Below are 17,460 nucleotides of genomic sequence, written 5' to 3' on the forward strand. Positions count from 1 at the left end.
GAGGTCTTCGGATCTCCTTTTTTGTTGCAGAAATTTGTAATAAATTGCAGCAAAATACTAACCACTATGAAACCACAATCAAAATCGGAATATGCCGTTGCTGTGTTCAGTGACGACAATAACTGTGCGCAATCTGTCCTGGTTCCTTTTGGAACTGAGAAAGGATTAAGTCAATCACAATGTATACAAATTGCATCAGGGTTCGGAGGTGGAATTGCCATGTCGGGATTAACCTGTGGTGCAGTAACCGGGGCTATAATGGCACTGGGACTTGCAGGAACAGGGGAAGGAAAATCGAAAGAACTGACCTACGAACAGTCGAAAGAACTCATGCAAATGTTCGAAGAAAAGTTTGGATCAATACAGTGCAAAATTTTAACCGAACCCAAACAAAATGATGATACTAAACATTTTTGTGATAAATTTGTCAGCGAAGCTGCTTCAATGGTTGAAGATATTTTAAAGAGAGAGATGAATGGTTGAGATTTGTGCGATTGCTTCAGGCAGCAATGGAAATTGTTATTATGTTGGAAATGGTTCCGATGCTGTCCTGGTAGATGTAGGGATAAGCCGTAAACAGGTTTTGCTGAGAATGGAAGCAATGGGGTTAGATAAACATAAGGTCAGGGCCATTTTTATATCGCACGAACACGCCGACCATATGAGGGGTGTTAAAGTTCTTTCAAAAGTTTTGGATATTCCTGTTTATCTGACAAAAAAAACATATGAATCTTCCTGGAACCCAAACCGTCCCGGGAAGTATGCTTTTTTTGAACCGGATCAGCCGGTAACTATAGGATCCGTTACGGTTCATCCATTCCTTAAAAATCACGATGCCATTGAACCTTGTAGCTTCAGGATTGAAATTAACGGCAAACAGGTTGGGGTATTTACCGATATTGGCGAACCCTGCGAAAATATGATATCCCATTTTAAACAATGTGATGCGATGTTCCTGGAGACAAATTATGATGAAGAGATGTTGTGGAACGGACCATACCCCTACTATTTGAAACAAAGGGTGGCTTCAACAAACGGGCATCTGAGCAATATTCAGGCTTTGACACTTTTAAAAGAGCATGCAGGGGCTAATCTGAATCATGTATTGTTATCACATTTGTCTCAGGAGAACAATACACCGGAGTTAGCTGTTAATACATTTTCTGAATTAAATGCCAGGTACAATATACAACTGACATCACGACTGGAAGCTTCAGGCGTATTTACACTTTAACTGTTTTGTGGCGAAATAAAACGTGTATGAAGAAAGTGCTTATTTTAAAACATGTTGAATTCGAAGGTCCGGGAAGGTTTTTAAAGATTTTTGAATCTTTAAACTATACCATAACCTATTGCAACATATGGAAAGATTCACTCCCAGCCATAAAGGATTACGATATATTCCTTATTATGGGTGGTCCTATGAGCGTTAACGATACTGACGACTTCCCCTGGCTAGAGACCGAAAAACAATTTATTCGCAGTGCTATTAATGCAGGTAAAAAGGTTATCGGTATTTGTCTGGGCGCACAGCTTATAGCCGGCGCATTGGGTGAGCCGGTTTTCCTGGGAGAAGAAAAAGAGATTGGCTGGTATCCGGTACGTCTGAATAACAATGATCTGCATTTTGTCTTTCACTGGCATGGTGAAACCTACGACCTTCCTGTGGGTGCCGAATTACTTGCATCTTCGGCAGCATGCGAAAATCAGATTTTTACATACAACAAAAATGTTATTGCATTTCAGTGTCACCTTGAGATGGATGAGTCTGCATTAAAATCTATAGTGGATAAATGCAGGGATGAGTTGACCGGTGAACGCTTTATGATGACAGAAGAACAGATCATGGACGGTCTTGCTGTCTATGGTACCAGTTCATTCGAACTCTTAAAATCCCTCATCTTTCCATTTCTTAAAGAAGCCTCATTTCAGTCTTTATCCGGACCTGTAACCTGAATCAAATTCATTTTTTACAACATCTCTTTTTACTGAACCGGAGTTGGTATTATTATTTATCGCAAAGCCAACCAACGCAAGAATTATGTGGTATAAAAAAAGAGGCTATCATAACGACAACCTCTTTCCTTCATCTTTAATCTTATATTTTATTTTTTCACAAAACGTACCACGTTCGAATCAACAGACAACAGATAAACACCATTATCCAGTGAAGAAACATTGATTTGATTGTTAGAAACATCCAGTGTTTTTACAACTGAACCCAGAATATTCATCACTTTTACTTTATTTGATGACGTTCCTTCAATATACAAAACATCTGAAACAGGATTCGGATATACTGATAAACTTGTTTCTGCTGGAGAATGAATGCTGGTTGCTAATTCTACATCATCACTGCTCCTTGGATATAACCTGTATTTTGAATAACTGTAAGTAACTATACCGGTTATATTATAATACGAACCATCTGTCAGCATTAAATCGGCATACAATTCTTTCTCAATAACCACAGAATCACCTGATGCATTAAAACCGGCATACGTGTCACCATTGTCTTTAATCTGTAAGCTATTCACTTTAACCAAAACACCTTCTGTTCCCTCGCTCAATGGCGCTGTTACCGTTGTCGGATCAACAGATTTGCGATCTGAAACAGTTAAAACTGAATCCGGTACAAATTCAGTGAGGTGATAATATTCACTCAGTGTACCATAGATTAAAACAGAATCACCCTTGTTCAGCGAAATATTCGTTTTGCTTGAGCTGACATAGACATATACACCATTCCATTCACCTGCAGCTGACTGAATGTACGCACTACCCGAACCGGATCCATATGTTACAATACCTGTTGTAAATACCGGTTTTCCAACGTAAGGTGATGCATCACTTGTTTCAGGATCGCTTACAAACTGCAGATCGTATATGGGTGTTGGTGTTGATGAAAGTACATCCACGGTTACTGTCCATGTAGTGACCGATTCCTCATCGCTGGAAGTCACCGTATATTCTACCGGATTAGTAAAATCCTGCGCACTTCCGATAGCCGGTGAAACGGTTGCTCCTTTTGAGAGTTCCATTTCCGGTACCAAAGCAGTAACATCTGTACCGGGATAAACAGTTAAAGCAATTGCAGAATTTTCTACGTCAATATCTGTACCCAAAATCTGATCAGAAACAGAAAAAGACAATACACGGCTCTGTGGCTTTGGATTTCCCACAACCACATTATCAACCTCTACAGCAGTAGTATTACCGTCATTGCCACTACCAGTAAATACAAAGGCTACGTATATTGTACCAGACATATCATCAATATTAATGGCGGTATGTTTAAACGGTGTAAAAGTACTTGTCACCTCATCTTTGATTGGAATATTGCACTGAGCAGTGATATCTGTCCAGGTAGCAGATGCTATACCGCCTTCTGTTCCATCATAATCAGTAGAATACATTATTGCAAGAGGGTCATCCTGAACGAAATATCCGTATGCCAGATCAAATTTAACTGAATCGTTGGGAAATTCATCAAGATTAACACCAGGTGTAATTAACCAGCCGATATTGCTGTCATCACCGGAATTATACGCATTAAAATAAGCGTAGATTTCACCACTATATGATCCACCAACCCATACCTTAGAACCGGCTTCTGCATAATTAACCCAACCATCAAGGGCAACGGTTTCATTTTTAACCAGAGTGGAAAAATCTTCATTCACCTGTGCATAGCCTGAAAAATAAGCAACAAGCATGAAAATTGAAAGTGTAAATAATTTTTTCATTTTAATATGTTTTAGTGTTAATAAATAAATTTCTATTCTGCTTTTGTAGGACCATCTACCAGGTAGAACTCCGGATTAGGCGCGTCCTTGCTTACCCCAAATATACAGGTGTACGTTTGGGTTGCTCCGCTATACACCTTAAATGTTATATAATAGAACACTTCCACTCCACTGACATACTTGGTTGCATTGGGATACTTATTGGGCAGTAAACCTTCGAGCAGCGCCGTTGTAACTGCATCCTGCCAGGTTTCAAAGCTACTGTTATACTGACCGATCCTCACATCAAAGTCAGGATAATATGCCGAGGTGCCAAAATAGTACTCAGTATTACTGTAGGTTGACGAATTTTGGGCGGCATATTCCGGTACACTGTTCACATAATCCACAATAATCTGGTAATCCGATTTTTCCATGTTTAGAATCACGGTCGGATCAAACCTCCATTCCGAATCAACATTACGGTAGGGCTCTGTTATTTGCTGTATATAAGCATATGTAGATATCCATCCGGAATCTGCTTTGGTAAGCTTGTCTGCTAAAGTTAAAATTTTCCCGTTATCGTAATCAAATACGAAAAATACTTCATCATCCATCTTAGCAAATGGATACATTTTATCGGCCAGTTCCGGTAAATACTCCTGGGATGGACTGGCTACAGAAAAAGCTGCTTCAGCAATGCCGAGACTTTCATAATCGGATCGGTTCAACCGGTGGATATTATCCATAGGCATCCATTTTGCAGATATGGAATCAAACGCATAATAATCCTGGATTTGGTAAGTATATCCACCACCAATTACCGGGTAACCGTAATTCCCTACGTTCACTTCGCTGATTGACCATTCCGGTGCCTTAGATGAAGATGCCGTTGAGATATACCTGAAAGCAACTTTTATCTTATTCCCATCATAAGCACTAAGATTAAATAATTTAGAGTTAACAAATACCCCAATCGCCGTTTTCGGATCACTGATTGCATACTCAGACCAACGTGCTGAATCAATACTGCGATCAATATCTGTTGTTACAAGCAACGACAGACATCCTGTTTCGAAATACCGCACATTATGCTTAATCCGGAGGTATGTATTTGTCACATCACTCAAATCAATAACAGGAGATACAAGCCAGTCTTCATTGTCGAAGTACTTCCCATCATAACCGTTCATGGTAACCGAACCATTATCCCTGGGACTATATATCCAAGACTGATTACCTTTGATGTCTAAACTGCTGAATAAACCAAATCCTCCATTATCAAATGACTCAGATAAACTTGGAATTATTTGCTTATTAAACACGACGTTTGCTTCGTTATCGGAGTACATATAATTTACGACTATCGTATCACTGCTTCCCTGATATTTCACCTTATGTTTTAAAATATTCGATATATAATGTTCAGGCAGGTATGGCGGAGCAAAATAGTTCAGGTAGCCCAGAGTTGAGTCGATGCTTTGATAGTCGTTATGCGTAATGGAATACGAATCCATTCCGGCAATATCAGTCAGCATTCCCGGTGCTTCCCCATTATAGTTAAAAGTTACCGAAGCCTTGGTCCCTGTCAGGTTAGGCATAATTACATCCAGCAACATCGGAATGTACTTACTACCCTGTATTTCATCAGTGAAATATTCATTGGCGGCAATAAATTCTGCTACAGTCACATCATTTGAATCAAGATATAATATCCTGTCGTGCAACGCTGTATAATCAGCAGCAGTCAGGGTGTAATCTATATTCTGATTGAATTCATTATTCAAATTATTTAGGTCCTCTCTCAGCGGATCAATAACCTCACAGGAGACGATTGCCAAACTAAAAACAATTAATAATAAAAAGTAATTTTTCATTATTATACTTTTAAAAATTTCTAATTAAAACCTCACTTTTAACCCAAACGAAAATGTGCGTCCAAACCCAAAATAATAGCCCTGCCCTTCGTAGGCATCGGCAATGTAAGTTGTATTAAGAGCGTTATTCATGTTACCGTGTAATGATGCATTAAGATTTCCGATTTTAAAATCGTAAAATGCATTAAGATCAAATAACATGTAAGCAGGAACCTTTTCCACATCCACGCCCTCATCTTCCGGCATTGTCCGTGCATTAAGATTGAAATTGGCAAACAACCTTGCGGCATAATTCATATCCACTCCTACTTTCAAGCCTGATAATACTTCCACATTCACTCCCAGGGCAGCGGTTGTCTGTGCTGCATCAGCAACATGAATTCCATTCAGGTACATTTTGGGTATTGTATATACAAGTGTCTGATCCTTGAAAATTTTGACCGAATCAACATTATTAGCCCAAATCCAGTCACCCACGGAGATCATACCATTGATTTCAACTTTTTCTGTTGGTTTTGCGTTGAAGTCAAGCTCAATACCTTCGTGCCGTGCATTGATTCCTTCAATATTATAAAACAGGCGTTCATCAGGATTTGTCGGATCTGTCACATTTCCGGTTCTTGTTTTATTTTTCCAGAAGGTATAATAAATGTTCAGGTGGCTTGAGAAATACTGACTTCTGAATCCGTAACCGATTTCTGTTGACAGCACTTTTTCGTTTACTGCACCATCATTAAACAGGTTTCTGTTATTCTGAAATACTGTATTCATAACCGGCTGGCGCTCCATATACCCACCATTAATAAAAACATTGTGTTTCCTGTTCAGGTTATAGTTAGCACCTGTTTTTAATGAATATCCGATAAAGCTGTGCCAGGGAGTGACCTGATTAACCTTGTAGGCCTCAGTTTCCAGTATTGAAGTTTTGTCCTGGCTGAGCATATAATCCATCAGCTTACTTTCGTACTTTGCTCTTAGCTCCGGATCAGCCGCTAAACGGGCTTTCTCCGCATCCGAAAAATACTGGGCATAATCAATACGCCGGTAAGACCGGTTTGATATGGTACCCGATAGAAATGCTGAGAGCCTGTTGCGGGAATATTCGCCCTGAAGAAACAATCCTTCCCACGCCACTTCACCATCATTATTATAACTTAATTTTTCGCCTTTCCTAATCGGATGGTTGTAAAATGCCACCGCAGCTTTATTGCTTTTGTCGATTACAAAATCGGTTCCGAGCAAATCATCTGCCTGCTGCCAGTGCGACCCTTTATAATATCTCAGGTCAACGCCGGATAACAGGTTGATGTCGCCAAGGCTCTTCTTTAATGTGGAAAGTAAACCATACCATTGATGATTATTATAGGAATTCTGAAAATATATTCCCCCTCCGGTACCCTGGGCAGCATATTGTTTATTGTTCTGCACAATCCTGTCCCAGTCAATATGACCTTCAGAATTGAAAGACAAATTCACCCCGTTTGAACTGGTATAGCCGCCACCACCTGATCCCCACGACCCATACAATGATGAACTTAAAAAGGTGGTTTCATCAATATTGAAATAGTGGTTAATAATCGCAACAGGTTTACTGTAAAAGTTTGTAGAGTTGCTGAAGAACTGTCCGTTTTTATATCCCCAATCCTCATTAAACCGAAGACCATCCGGCTTTGTAAGCACACTTAACGGTTGATAATTATAGCGTCGGGCATGCCACTGCGAGGCCCCAAAAATGGTTAGAGCCAACTGCTGTCTGTCGCTGAGTCTTTTGGCAAGACTAAAAAAGTATGAATAGCCATTAAACGGGGACCCTTCCACGTAACCATCCCCCTTAGTCTTTGAGAACATCATGGTTAGCGCCCAGTTGTTTTCGAGTAAGCCTGTTGATAATGTAATCCCTGTTTTGTTGTAATTATTATTACCCAGATTATAAAAAACGTTGCCTCCTTTTCTAGCCTCTGTTGTTTTGGTTAGCACATTTATAGTACCTCCAACCGAAGGCACTGCGATCTTAGAAGCACCCACACCTCTCTGAACCTGCATGGTACGTGTAACATCAGACAAACCTGCCCAGTTTGACCAATAAACCCTGTCGTTTTCCATCCCGTTAACAGGCATCCCATTGATCATAACGGCAACATTATTGCTGCTAAATCCACGGATGCGCACATCGGCATCACCAAAGCCCCCTCCACGTTTTGTTACATAAACGCCCGGTGTAGACTTAAGTATTTCGGGAAATTCCTGTGTGCCAAGTTTAAGTTCAATTTGCCTGGGCTTTATATTTGTCACTGCAATCGGTGTTTTTCGGTCGATTGCCACATTCGCCAAAACACTGATCTCATGAATACCGATGGCATCCGACTGCAGGCCTATTACGCCAAGATCAATATCCTTGTTTGTTACCTCAACCGGTATTTCTTTTGAAAGGTACCCCACAAAAGATACCATGATGGTGTTTTTGCCTCGCGGAGCTTTAAGTGTAAAGACTCCATCCATATCGGCAACAGTACCGATAGTTGTACCTTTAAGCACAACAGTTGCCCCAATCAGGGTTTCTTTTGTATCCTTATCTACAACAATACCACTTACCTGCCCCTGGCCGTAAGTGATAATTGAAAAAAATAATACAAAAAGTGAAGTACAAATTATTCTCATAAAAACAGTATTATAAAACTTATCAGGGTTTCTTTTCGAACAAAAAATAATACATCAATCAGTCTAAGTTTTGATGGACTAAAATTAGTTAAAACTTATAAAAGATACTAATATGAAACTAAACATTTAACCTTTAAAACTTTCAAATGTTTACGCCACACAATATCTTCTTATGAACCAATTATTTATGTCGGATTTTTAAATCGTAGACATCACCAAACAGATTTGTGTTTGTCTGCAACGACTTTATAAGAGAAAGGTCTTCATTTTCAACAGCAGCCCCCATATCTTCCAAATCAAAGCTCAGACTACGCTCCCGCACAAACAATGTCCCGGTATGATTCAGTAGCTGCTTAAGAATCTTCAGGTCCGGTTCTATGTCAAGGTCGTTGTAGTTCAAATGCAGAATGATAATATCAAATACCCTGCCTGAAATCAACATTGCCTTCATGCTTTCGGAACTCACATCAATACGTTTTTTCAGAACGTATTTTTTTGATGCGGCTTTGATTTCTTCATCCGATAATCCACTAAGCGTAATTTTACCTGTCAAGCATTTTTTATGGAGATGCTTTACGAGTTTTTCAGCTTCATAGCCTGCAACAAGAATTTTTTCATACCCACATACAGAGATATCTGCAATGTAGGATTTATAATAGCCACTTGTGGGAATCAACAGATTTTTCTTACCTGAAATCATATCTTTTTTACTCATCTTCTATTGTTTTAAGTGTATGACATAAAAAAGAGAAGTTACAGAACTGCAACTTCTCACTTTGGGAAGGTATTATGTTGATATTGAGGAAAGACATAACCTTTTGATCACAAAAGTATAGCCTGCGTATTACGCTTTTATTGCAACCAAATTAAAGATGAATGAAACTGATATGAAGTTAATGCCACAAAAAAAGCATCCCTAAAGAGGAATGCTTTTCCAAATTTTGTAATTTCCTTTACCTGCTTCTGGCTATCATAATATAATAAAGCAGCGTAACCAAAGAACCTAAAGCAGCCACAACGTAAGTTCTTCCTGCCCATTTCAGTGCATCCTTAGCCATGGCATTGTTCTGAGATGTGGTTATGCCGGATTGTCCTAACCATGCTATTGCTCTCCGGCTGGCATCCATTTCTACCGGTAAGGTAATGAATGAAAACAATGTGGTAATCGCAAATAAAATGATCCCTACCATAAAAATCTGCGGAAAGGTGTTAATCATTATAATCCCTGCAATGATTACCCATTGAACCCAGTTAGAAGCCAAACTTACAAATGGAACCAGAGCAGAACGCATATTCAGCCATGCATACGATCTGGCATGTTGCACGGCATGCCCGCACTCGTGTGCAGCAACTGCTGCTGCCGCAACACTGCTCCCATAATAAACATCGTGACTCAAATTCACAGTTTTATTTGCAGGGTTATAATGGTCTGTTAACTGCCCGTTTACAGATGTAATACGCACATCATAAATACCATGGTCGTGTAACATCTTTTCAGCGATATCCCTACCAGTCATCCCGTTGATTCCAACTTTGGAATATTTTTTAAACTTTTGCTTGAGCGTACTCTGTACGATCAGACCGGGAATCATAATAATAATGATCAATAAAATATACGACATCATAACCTTTAAATTTAATGTCAGAATTGCCTCAAATCAAATGCCAATTCATCCGAAATGCCTTTTTGACATATCACTTTTAATGTTTTTTTAATAATTATCATTTACTCTTACGTGTCTGAATAAGCGGAACAGAAATGTACATATTTGTAATCACGCAAAATATTTTACAATTGTTATGTCATTTTAGTATTAAACTTTACTTTTGCAGCACCGCAACCTGATTAATTGGATTCATTCTGTTTCCAAAAAGAAATCTCATCTATTAATTCTAAAGATATTTGTCATGAGTTTTAAAAAAACATTTTTAAAATCAAAACCGGTATGTAAAGTTGCATTCCGGTTATCTAAATCTGAAGTTGAAAGTGCCAGTGATGTGAAGATCCTTGGATCATTCAATAACTGGGATAAAGGTGCTGAGCCAATGAAACAATTGAAGAACGGTGATTTTACCGCAACTGTTGAATTACCGGTTGACCAGGAAATCGAGTTCCGCTATCTGGTCAATAATTCATCGTGGATTAACGACTCTGAAGCAGAAGGTTTCATTTCCAATGCCTTTGGAGATACAAACAGCTTGATCAGCACCAGGGCATAACACGTTCTGAATATTTTTGCTAATTCACTTACACTATCGTTATAGTGTAAACCATTTTCTATCTTAGCGAAAATTTTCGGACATGTTTCAAACCCATTTTGGTGAAGTTGCCTCTGTTTTGACTGCCCTTTTCTGGACGGTTACAGCACTGGCGTTTGAGGCAGCAGGTAAACGGGTCGGAGCTCTTTCTCTGAACCTGATAAGGCTTTTTATGGGCTTTATCTATCTGAGTATTTACAGCCTTATCAGCCGTGATTTGCTATTACCGGTCGATGCAACTTCTTACCAATGGTTCTGGCTTTTTTTGTCGGGGATTATAGGCTTTGTCCTGGGTGATCTAATGCTTTTTCAGGCCTTTATCCTGATTGGTGCCCGCATATCAATGCTTATTATGTCGCTGGTACCGCTCATCACAGCTATCATCGCCTGGATTACACTCGGCGAAGTCCTGACAGTAAAAGATTTTCTCGCAATGGGTTTGACCATTACCGGGATAGTTATTGTTATGCTCGTACGCAAACGGGTCAACCAAAAAGAGTCCAACAAAACCCTTAAAAAAGAGCGGTTCTCCAAAACAATGTTGGGATTACTTTTTGCCTTTGGTGGTGCTTTAGGTCAGGCAACCGGACTGGTCCTCAGCAAAAAAGGAATGGGAAGTTATGATGCTTTTGCGGCCACGCAAATACGCATCATTGCGGGAATTGCAGGTTTTATTATAGTTGTTACGGTAATGCGAAGATGGAAAAATGTCAGAGCAGGATTGCTGAATATCCCGGCCGTTAAACGTATGGCTTTAGGATCTTTTACCGGTCCATTTCTGGGAGTTGCTTTTTCGCTGTTAGCTGTTCAGAATACCAATGCAGGTATAGCCGCCACCATAATGGCCATTGTTCCCGTATTAATTATTCCGCCTGCGATTCTTATCAATAAAGAGAAGGTGCATATCGCAGAAATTGCAGGAGCAATTATTTCTGTTGGTGGTGTTGCACTGTTTTTTATGTAAAACTATTTTATTCTTCTGCTGTTGTTTTTGTAATAATCCTTACTGATCACATGCAGGTTACAACACTTACCATATTAAAATTTAAAGGGAAAGAGATTTTCTGGATGCTTCCTCAAATGCAGTTAGCCAAACCTGCCCTCGAGCAAACCAAAGGATTACGGTTCTTTAAATTATTGGGAAGTGGCAGAAAGGGAGGATTCTCGGTAATTCCTGATTTTACAACATTTGCAATTTTGTGCGTGTGGGATAATGAAACATTTGCTGATACATTTTTCAATCATTCGGACCTGTTTCAGCAGTTTAAGTCTCATTCAAAGTATGCATGGACAGTATTTATGCATGCTGCAAACTCCAGAGGCTCCTGGTCGAAGCAAACACCTTTTACCGACTTTAGTGAAACCAAAGCTGGAATAATTGCTGTTATAACGCGTGCCACTATTAAATGGAATCATGTACCGCGTTTCTGGACTAAAGTTCCTGCTGTCCGACATAATTTAAAACAAAGTCAGGGGTTGATCTTTTCTATTGGAATCGGGGAATACCCTTTATTTATGCAGGTTACATTCAGCTTATGGAAGGATAGATCACACATGGCTCAATTCGCGTACAGAAATGAACAGCACATGAAGGCAGTTCAAATGACGAGACAACACGACTGGTTCAGAGAAGATCTGTTTGCCAATTTCACGCCTTTTAAAACCCTTGGATCGTGGAATGGAAATGATCCGCTGGAAGAACATCTGTAAATTACACTCCTGGTGTGTACGATAAATATTCATAAAAGTTAATTCGCTAAGAGAATTAAACTTAGATAGAAAAGACTTTTACTATTTAAAAGAATGTAATTCTGTTGATTTAATTACTTTTGCAAAAATTTTGACATGAGTATTGTAGCTATTGTAGGGAGACCAAATGTTGGCAAATCGACACTGTTTAATCGTTTAACCGAGTCTAAAAGGGCTATCGTTGATGAGACGGCCGGAGTGACCCGTGACCGCCATTACGGAAAGTCGTTATGGAACGGAAAAGATTTTTCTGTGGTGGATACCGGAGGTTATGTGGTAAATTCGGACGATGTGTTTGAGGAACAGATCCGAAAACAGGTCCTTATTGCAATAGCCGAAGCTGATGTAATTATTATGCTGGTTGATGTAACCACCGGCATCACCGATATGGATTCAGCGGTAGCAGAAATTCTCAGAAAAACGGAGAAAAAAGTAATTCTTGTGGTCAATAAAGTTGATAACAATATGCTTATCAACGATGCTTATGAATTTTACAACCTCGGACTGGGCGACTACTTTATGATATCTTCCATGAACGGCTCAGGAACTGGAGAACTGATGGATGAAATAGCAGCAAATCTTACCGAAGACACAACTGAAGTAGAGGAAGAACTCCCCAGAATTGCCGTGGTTGGAAGACCGAATGTGGGCAAGTCATCTATTATTAATGCCTTTATTGGCGAGGAACGCAATATTGTAACTGAAGTGGCAGGAACAACACGCGATTCTATCAATACCCGGTTCAATAAGTTCGGACACGATTTTATTCTGATCGACACTGCCGGTCTGCGTAAAAAAGGAAAGGTCAGTGAAGATCTTGAATTTTATTCTGTTCTGCGTACCATACGCTCCATTGAATACTCCGATGTTTGTGTATTAATGCTTGACGCCACTCGTGGAGTCGAAGCACAGGACATGAACATTTACAGCATCATAAACAAGAACCGGAAAGGTGTTGTCGTTTGTGTTAACAAATGGGATCTGATTGAAAAAGATACACATACGGCTAAAGAATTTGAACGGGATGTTCGCGAACGCTTTGCCCCTTTTACAGATTTCCCTATACTGTTTACATCGGTTCCTGATAAACAAAGGATTTTAAAGGTGCTTGAAATGGCAATGAAGGTGTATGAAAATAAAACCAGAAAAGTTCCTACCTCGAAACTGAACGAGGTAATGCTGGAAGCCATCGAAAATTACCATCCGCCAGCCGTAAAAGGTAAATTCATCAAAATTAAATTTGTGACCCAGCTGCCTTCAACCACGCCTTCATTTGCGTTTTTCTGTAACCTGCCACAGTATGTCAAAGAACCATACCGGCGATACCTTGAAAACCAAATCAGAAAAAACTGGGATTTTTCAGGCGTTCCAATTCGCGTTTTCATGCGCAAAAAGTAACTTTGCATTAAGCAATAACCGCCTTCGGGAAACAAAATATATCGATTATGTCTGATCTGATTTCGACAGATTCGTTTATGTATACGTACATATTAATTCCACTATTGATTTTTTTAGCACGTATCGCTGATCAAAGTATTGGAACGCTACGCATTATTTTTGTTTCCAAGGGATTTAAGGCGATTGGCCCTATGTTGGGCTTTTTTGAAGTAATTATCTGGTTACTGGCAATGGGGCAAATAATGCAACACCTCAATAATGTGTGGTGCTATCTGGCTTACGGTGGTGGATTTGCAACAGGAAATTACATCGGGATGCTGCTGGAAGAAAGACTTTCCCTCGGAACGGTTCTGGTTCGGATCATACCTAAAAAAGATACAACAAAACTCATAGAGAACCTGAAAAATGAAAAATTTGGTGTAACTTACCTTGATGCCAAAGGAGGGAAAGGTCCAGTGAATATTATTCTCACCATCGTTAAAAGAAAACAACTGCCCAGGGTTATAAATATTATCAATGAACACAACCCAAACGCCTTTTACACCATAGAAGAACTTAAAACCGTGAATGAAGGTGTCATTCCGCTGGAAACCAATAAAACTATTTTTAAACGATTGACCCAAAGCCGTAAAAACAAATAATTATCTTTATAGCCTGGTAAACTAACAGTTATCACCACTTTCATTCAGTGTGTGAGTTTAACAAAATGACTATGAAGATACTATATCCCATTCTGCTTATCTGCTTAATTACAGCATGTAAACAACCATCTGTGGTAACAGAAAAAAACAGTGTTATTACCTATCCTCAAAAAAAATCTCAGACCAAAGCTGTAAGGATCACTTTTTTAACCAATTCTGTTGTAAAAGTGGAAGCTTCTGCCAGTAAGGAATTTGATGATACAAAAAGTCTCATTGAGGTTCCTGCTCCTGATCAGGTATCCTTTAAAACCACTGAAAACGACTCTGTTGTTGAGCTGGCCACATCCAAATTACTGGTAAAAGTTTCCAAACAAACCGGCGAAATCAGCTATTTTAAACCGGATGGTTCTCCCGTTATTCATGAACCTGAAAATGAGGGCAGGCTTTTTGAGCCGGTATCGGTAGACGGAGTGGATGCTTACAGCCTGCAACAACAATTCATTACTCCAAAAGATGAGGCCTTATACGGTCTCGGGCAACATCAGGCAGATGAAATCAATTACAAAGGGAAAAACGAGGAACTGTTCCAGTATAATACCAAGGTATCCGTTCCGTTTATCGTTTCTACCAAAAACTATGGCATACTGTGGGATAATTATTCACTAACCCGGTTTGGTGATTCTAGACCCTATGACAATATCAACAGCTTATCCCTTTATAATAACGAAGGCAAAAAAGGAGGACTTACTGCCACATACATTGATGACAGGAATACTGATCATGTTTTCACCACACGTACAGAATCAACCATTGATTATGAAAATCTGGAAACGATTACTGACTTTCCTGATAATTTTAAATTCAACAGGGCTGAGATTACCTGGGAAGGTGACATGGAAGCCACTGAGAACGGGATCTACCGCTTTCTCTGTTACTATGCAGGGTACACCAGATCGTGGATTGACGGTGAACTGCAGTTTGACAAATGGAGGACCTCATGGAATCCTTCTGTTGCCAAGTTTAACGTGAACATGAAAAAAGGAGAAAAACACCATATTAAACTGGAATGGATTCCTGATGGTGGTGTATCCTATATCGGACTTAAAGTTCTCTCTCCTGTTGATCCGGAGCGACAAAACAACATCTCATTTTACTCTGAGATGGGTAAGAATATCCGTTACTATGTCATCACCGGAGAATCTATCGATGATGTTATCAGTGGTTACCGTAAGATAACCGGGAAAGCACAGGTTATGCCGAAATGGGCCATGGGATTCTGGCAAAGCCGTGAACGGTACAAAACACAGGATGAACTGCTGAATACCTTAAAAACGTTTAGAGAAAAGCATATTCCAATCGATAATATTGTGCAGGACTGGTCATACTGGCCTGTTGACCAATGGGGGAGCCACAATTTTGATCTGAAGCGTTTTCCTGATGCAGCAGGCATGAATAAAGCCGTTCATGACATGCATGCCCGCATCATGATCTCGGTTTGGCCAAAATTTTACATCAACACTGACCATTTTAAAGCTTTTGATGAACAGGGCTGGATGTACAGGCAGGCGGTGAAGGACAGTATTCGCGACTGGATACCACCCGGCTATATTGGTTCATTTTATGACGCTTATAATCCGGATGCAAGACAACTTTTCTGGGATCAGATAAAAACAAAACTTTATTCCAAAGGCTTTGATGCCTGGTGGCTGGATGCCACCGAGCCTGATATACAGTCCAATGCAAGTATTGCTTATCGTAAAAAACTGATGAACCCTACCGCGTTGGGACCGTCAACCCAATATTTCAATGCCTATGCACTGATGAATGCCAAAGGTATTTATGAAGGTCAGAGATCACTTGGAAATAACAACAGAATATTTATTCTGACCCGTTCCGGATTTGCAGGAATTCAGCGTTATGGTGCTGCAACCTGGAGTGGTGACATCGGAACCTGCTGGGAAGATATGAAAGCACAGATACCTGCCGGTATTAATTTTGCCATGGCAGGATTGCCATACTGGACAATGGACATTGGTGGTTTTTCGGTTCAAAAACGATTTGAACGAGCCAAAGAAGGCAGTGAAGATATGGACGAATGGCGAGAACTGAATACACGATGGTTCCAGTTTGGGGCTTTTGTACCTCTTTTCAGGGTTCACGGGCAGTTCCCGTATCGTGAAATGTTCAACCTGGCTCCGGAAGACCATCCTGCCTATCAGTCGATGTTGTACTACGATAAGCTGCGTTACAGGCTCATGCCTTACATTTACAGTATGACCGGCTGGACCTACCTGAAAGATTATACCCTTATGCGTGGCCTGGCCATGGATTTTGCAGAAGACAGCTCTGTTTACAATATCGGGGATCAGTATATGTTTGGTCCTTCACTGTTAGTAGCTCCGGTTTATCAGTACAAGGCAAGATCGAGAACCGTTTACCTGCCCGAATCAAAAGGCTGGTACAACCTGTATAATGGTAAATTTGAAAAGGGTGGACGTCAGATAGAGGCAGCAGCGCCATATGAACGGATGCCGCTTTATGTCAAAGCCGGTTCAATAATTCCGTTCGGACCGGAGATCGAATATACCGGTCAAAAGCCGGCAGATCCCATAACCCTGTTTGTATATGCCGGAGATAATGCCACGTTTGATTTGTATGAAGATGAAGGAACCAACTATAATTACGAAAAGGGAGCCTATTCAGTCATAACTTTCAATTGGAATAATGACGAGGGTATCCTCACCATCGGTTCACGAAAGGGCAGCTTCAATGGGATGCTGAAAGAAAGAATATTTAATGTGGTCATAATTACAGAACAGAATAGTGTTGAGTTATATGCAATGAATCCTGACATTAAAAAAGTGACTTATGCGGGTGAACCGGTAAATGTCAGGTTAAAGTAAATGATGAATGGATTTTTCTCAAGAGGCTGTCCCAAAAGTAATATCAGAATTATCTTTACTTACGGATTGTAAGTAGTTTTTACTAAATTACCCCTAAATCCCCGGAAGGGGACTTAAAGCCTTCCGTCAGCTGACGGAGAGGTTTGGAGGGGTAAAAGAAAGATTGCTTACAATTTATAAGTTCAAAATGTTTTTATTTGTCTTTTTGAAAAGCCTCGTTTACTCAAAAAATATAGAATTGAAAAACACT

At 39.9% G+C, this 17,460-nt stretch carries 14 protein-coding genes; 9 read left to right on the plus strand and 5 right to left on the minus strand.

Annotated elements, in window-relative coordinates; translation table 11 throughout:
* Window positions 1-66 precede the first annotated feature (66 nt).
* Genes ACE1ET_RS07610 through ACE1ET_RS07620 form a run of 3 tightly spaced genes read left to right on the plus strand, consistent with a single transcriptional unit; the run spans window position 67 to window position 1,956 of the window.
* The gene (locus ACE1ET_RS07610) at window positions 67-483 is read left to right on the plus strand and encodes a C-GCAxxG-C-C family protein (protein WP_375727782.1); all 417 of its coding nucleotides are present in this window, start codon (window positions 67-69) and stop codon (window positions 481-483) included.
* Window positions 476-1,234 carry an MBL fold metallo-hydrolase gene (locus ACE1ET_RS07615; protein ID WP_375727783.1) on the plus strand — a complete coding sequence of 253 codons (759 nt, stop codon included), beginning with the start codon at window positions 476-478 and terminating at the stop codon, window positions 1,232-1,234. Before ACE1ET_RS07610 ends, ACE1ET_RS07615 begins: the two co-directional genes overlap by 8 nt.
* Window positions 1,235-1,260: 26 nt before the next feature.
* The gene (locus ACE1ET_RS07620) at window positions 1,261-1,956 is read left to right on the plus strand and encodes a type 1 glutamine amidotransferase (RefSeq protein WP_375727784.1); all 696 of its coding nucleotides are present in this window, start codon (window positions 1,261-1,263) and stop codon (window positions 1,954-1,956) included.
* Window positions 1,957-2,105: 149 nt separating this feature from the next.
* On the opposite strand, the gene ACE1ET_RS07625 is transcribed toward ACE1ET_RS07620, so the two are convergent.
* The 5 genes from ACE1ET_RS07625 to ACE1ET_RS07645 form a co-directional block, all read right to left on the minus strand.
* On the minus strand, window positions 2,106-3,746 hold the full coding sequence (locus ACE1ET_RS07625) for a T9SS type A sorting domain-containing protein (protein ID WP_375727785.1): 1,641 nt from the start codon (window positions 3,744-3,746) through the stop codon (window positions 2,106-2,108).
* Between the two features lie 32 nt (window positions 3,747-3,778).
* Window positions 3,779-5,602 carry a choice-of-anchor J domain-containing protein gene (locus tag ACE1ET_RS07630; protein WP_375727786.1) on the minus strand — a complete coding sequence of 608 codons (1,824 nt, stop codon included), beginning with the start codon at window positions 5,600-5,602 and terminating at the stop codon, window positions 3,779-3,781.
* A 24-nt stretch (window positions 5,603-5,626) separates the two neighbouring features.
* Window positions 5,627-8,260 carry a TonB-dependent receptor gene (locus ACE1ET_RS07635; RefSeq protein ID WP_375727787.1) on the minus strand — a complete coding sequence of 878 codons (2,634 nt, stop codon included), beginning with the start codon at window positions 8,258-8,260 and terminating at the stop codon, window positions 5,627-5,629.
* A 181-nt stretch (window positions 8,261-8,441) separates the two neighbouring features.
* Window positions 8,442-8,975 (minus strand): hypothetical protein, encoded by a 534-nt coding sequence (locus ACE1ET_RS07640; RefSeq protein WP_375727788.1) that lies wholly within the window; start codon window positions 8,973-8,975, stop codon window positions 8,442-8,444.
* Window positions 8,976-9,213: 238 nt separating this feature from the next.
* Window positions 9,214-9,885, minus strand: a complete 672-nt coding sequence (locus tag ACE1ET_RS07645; RefSeq protein ID WP_375727789.1) for a zinc metallopeptidase — start codon at window positions 9,883-9,885, stop codon at window positions 9,214-9,216.
* A 283-nt stretch (window positions 9,886-10,168) separates the two neighbouring features.
* Here ACE1ET_RS07645 and ACE1ET_RS07650 point away from each other — a divergent pair, with 283 nt between their 5' ends.
* From ACE1ET_RS07650 to ACE1ET_RS07675, 6 genes are all read left to right on the plus strand, one after another.
* Window positions 10,169-10,480, plus strand: coding sequence for an isoamylase early set domain-containing protein (locus ACE1ET_RS07650; protein ID WP_375727790.1), 312 nt, complete (start codon window positions 10,169-10,171; stop codon window positions 10,478-10,480).
* 82 nt (window positions 10,481-10,562) lie between these two features.
* Window positions 10,563-11,483: a DMT family transporter gene (locus ACE1ET_RS07655; protein ID WP_375727791.1), complete on the plus strand. Its 921-nt coding sequence runs from the start codon at window positions 10,563-10,565 to the stop codon at window positions 11,481-11,483.
* A gap of 50 nt (window positions 11,484-11,533) precedes the next feature.
* Window positions 11,534-12,229, plus strand: coding sequence for a hypothetical protein (locus tag ACE1ET_RS07660; RefSeq protein ID WP_375727792.1), 696 nt, complete (start codon window positions 11,534-11,536; stop codon window positions 12,227-12,229).
* A 135-nt stretch (window positions 12,230-12,364) separates the two neighbouring features.
* The gene (gene der / locus ACE1ET_RS07665) at window positions 12,365-13,666 is read left to right on the plus strand and encodes a ribosome biogenesis GTPase Der (protein WP_375727793.1); all 1,302 of its coding nucleotides are present in this window, start codon (window positions 12,365-12,367) and stop codon (window positions 13,664-13,666) included.
* Window positions 13,667-13,713: 47 nt separating this feature from the next.
* Window positions 13,714-14,307: a DUF2179 domain-containing protein gene (locus tag ACE1ET_RS07670; RefSeq protein ID WP_375727794.1), complete on the plus strand. Its 594-nt coding sequence runs from the start codon at window positions 13,714-13,716 to the stop codon at window positions 14,305-14,307.
* 71 nt (window positions 14,308-14,378) lie between these two features.
* A complete protein-coding gene (locus ACE1ET_RS07675) occupies window positions 14,379-17,210 on the plus strand; it encodes a TIM-barrel domain-containing protein (protein ID WP_375727795.1) in 2,832 nt (943 codons plus the stop codon).
* Window positions 17,211-17,460 lie beyond the last annotated feature (250 nt).

This window comes from Quyinboa mangrovi, assembly GCF_042219825.1.
In the GTDB taxonomy this organism is placed as follows: domain Bacteria; phylum Bacteroidota; class Bacteroidia; order Bacteroidales; family UBA5342; genus JBHJHP01.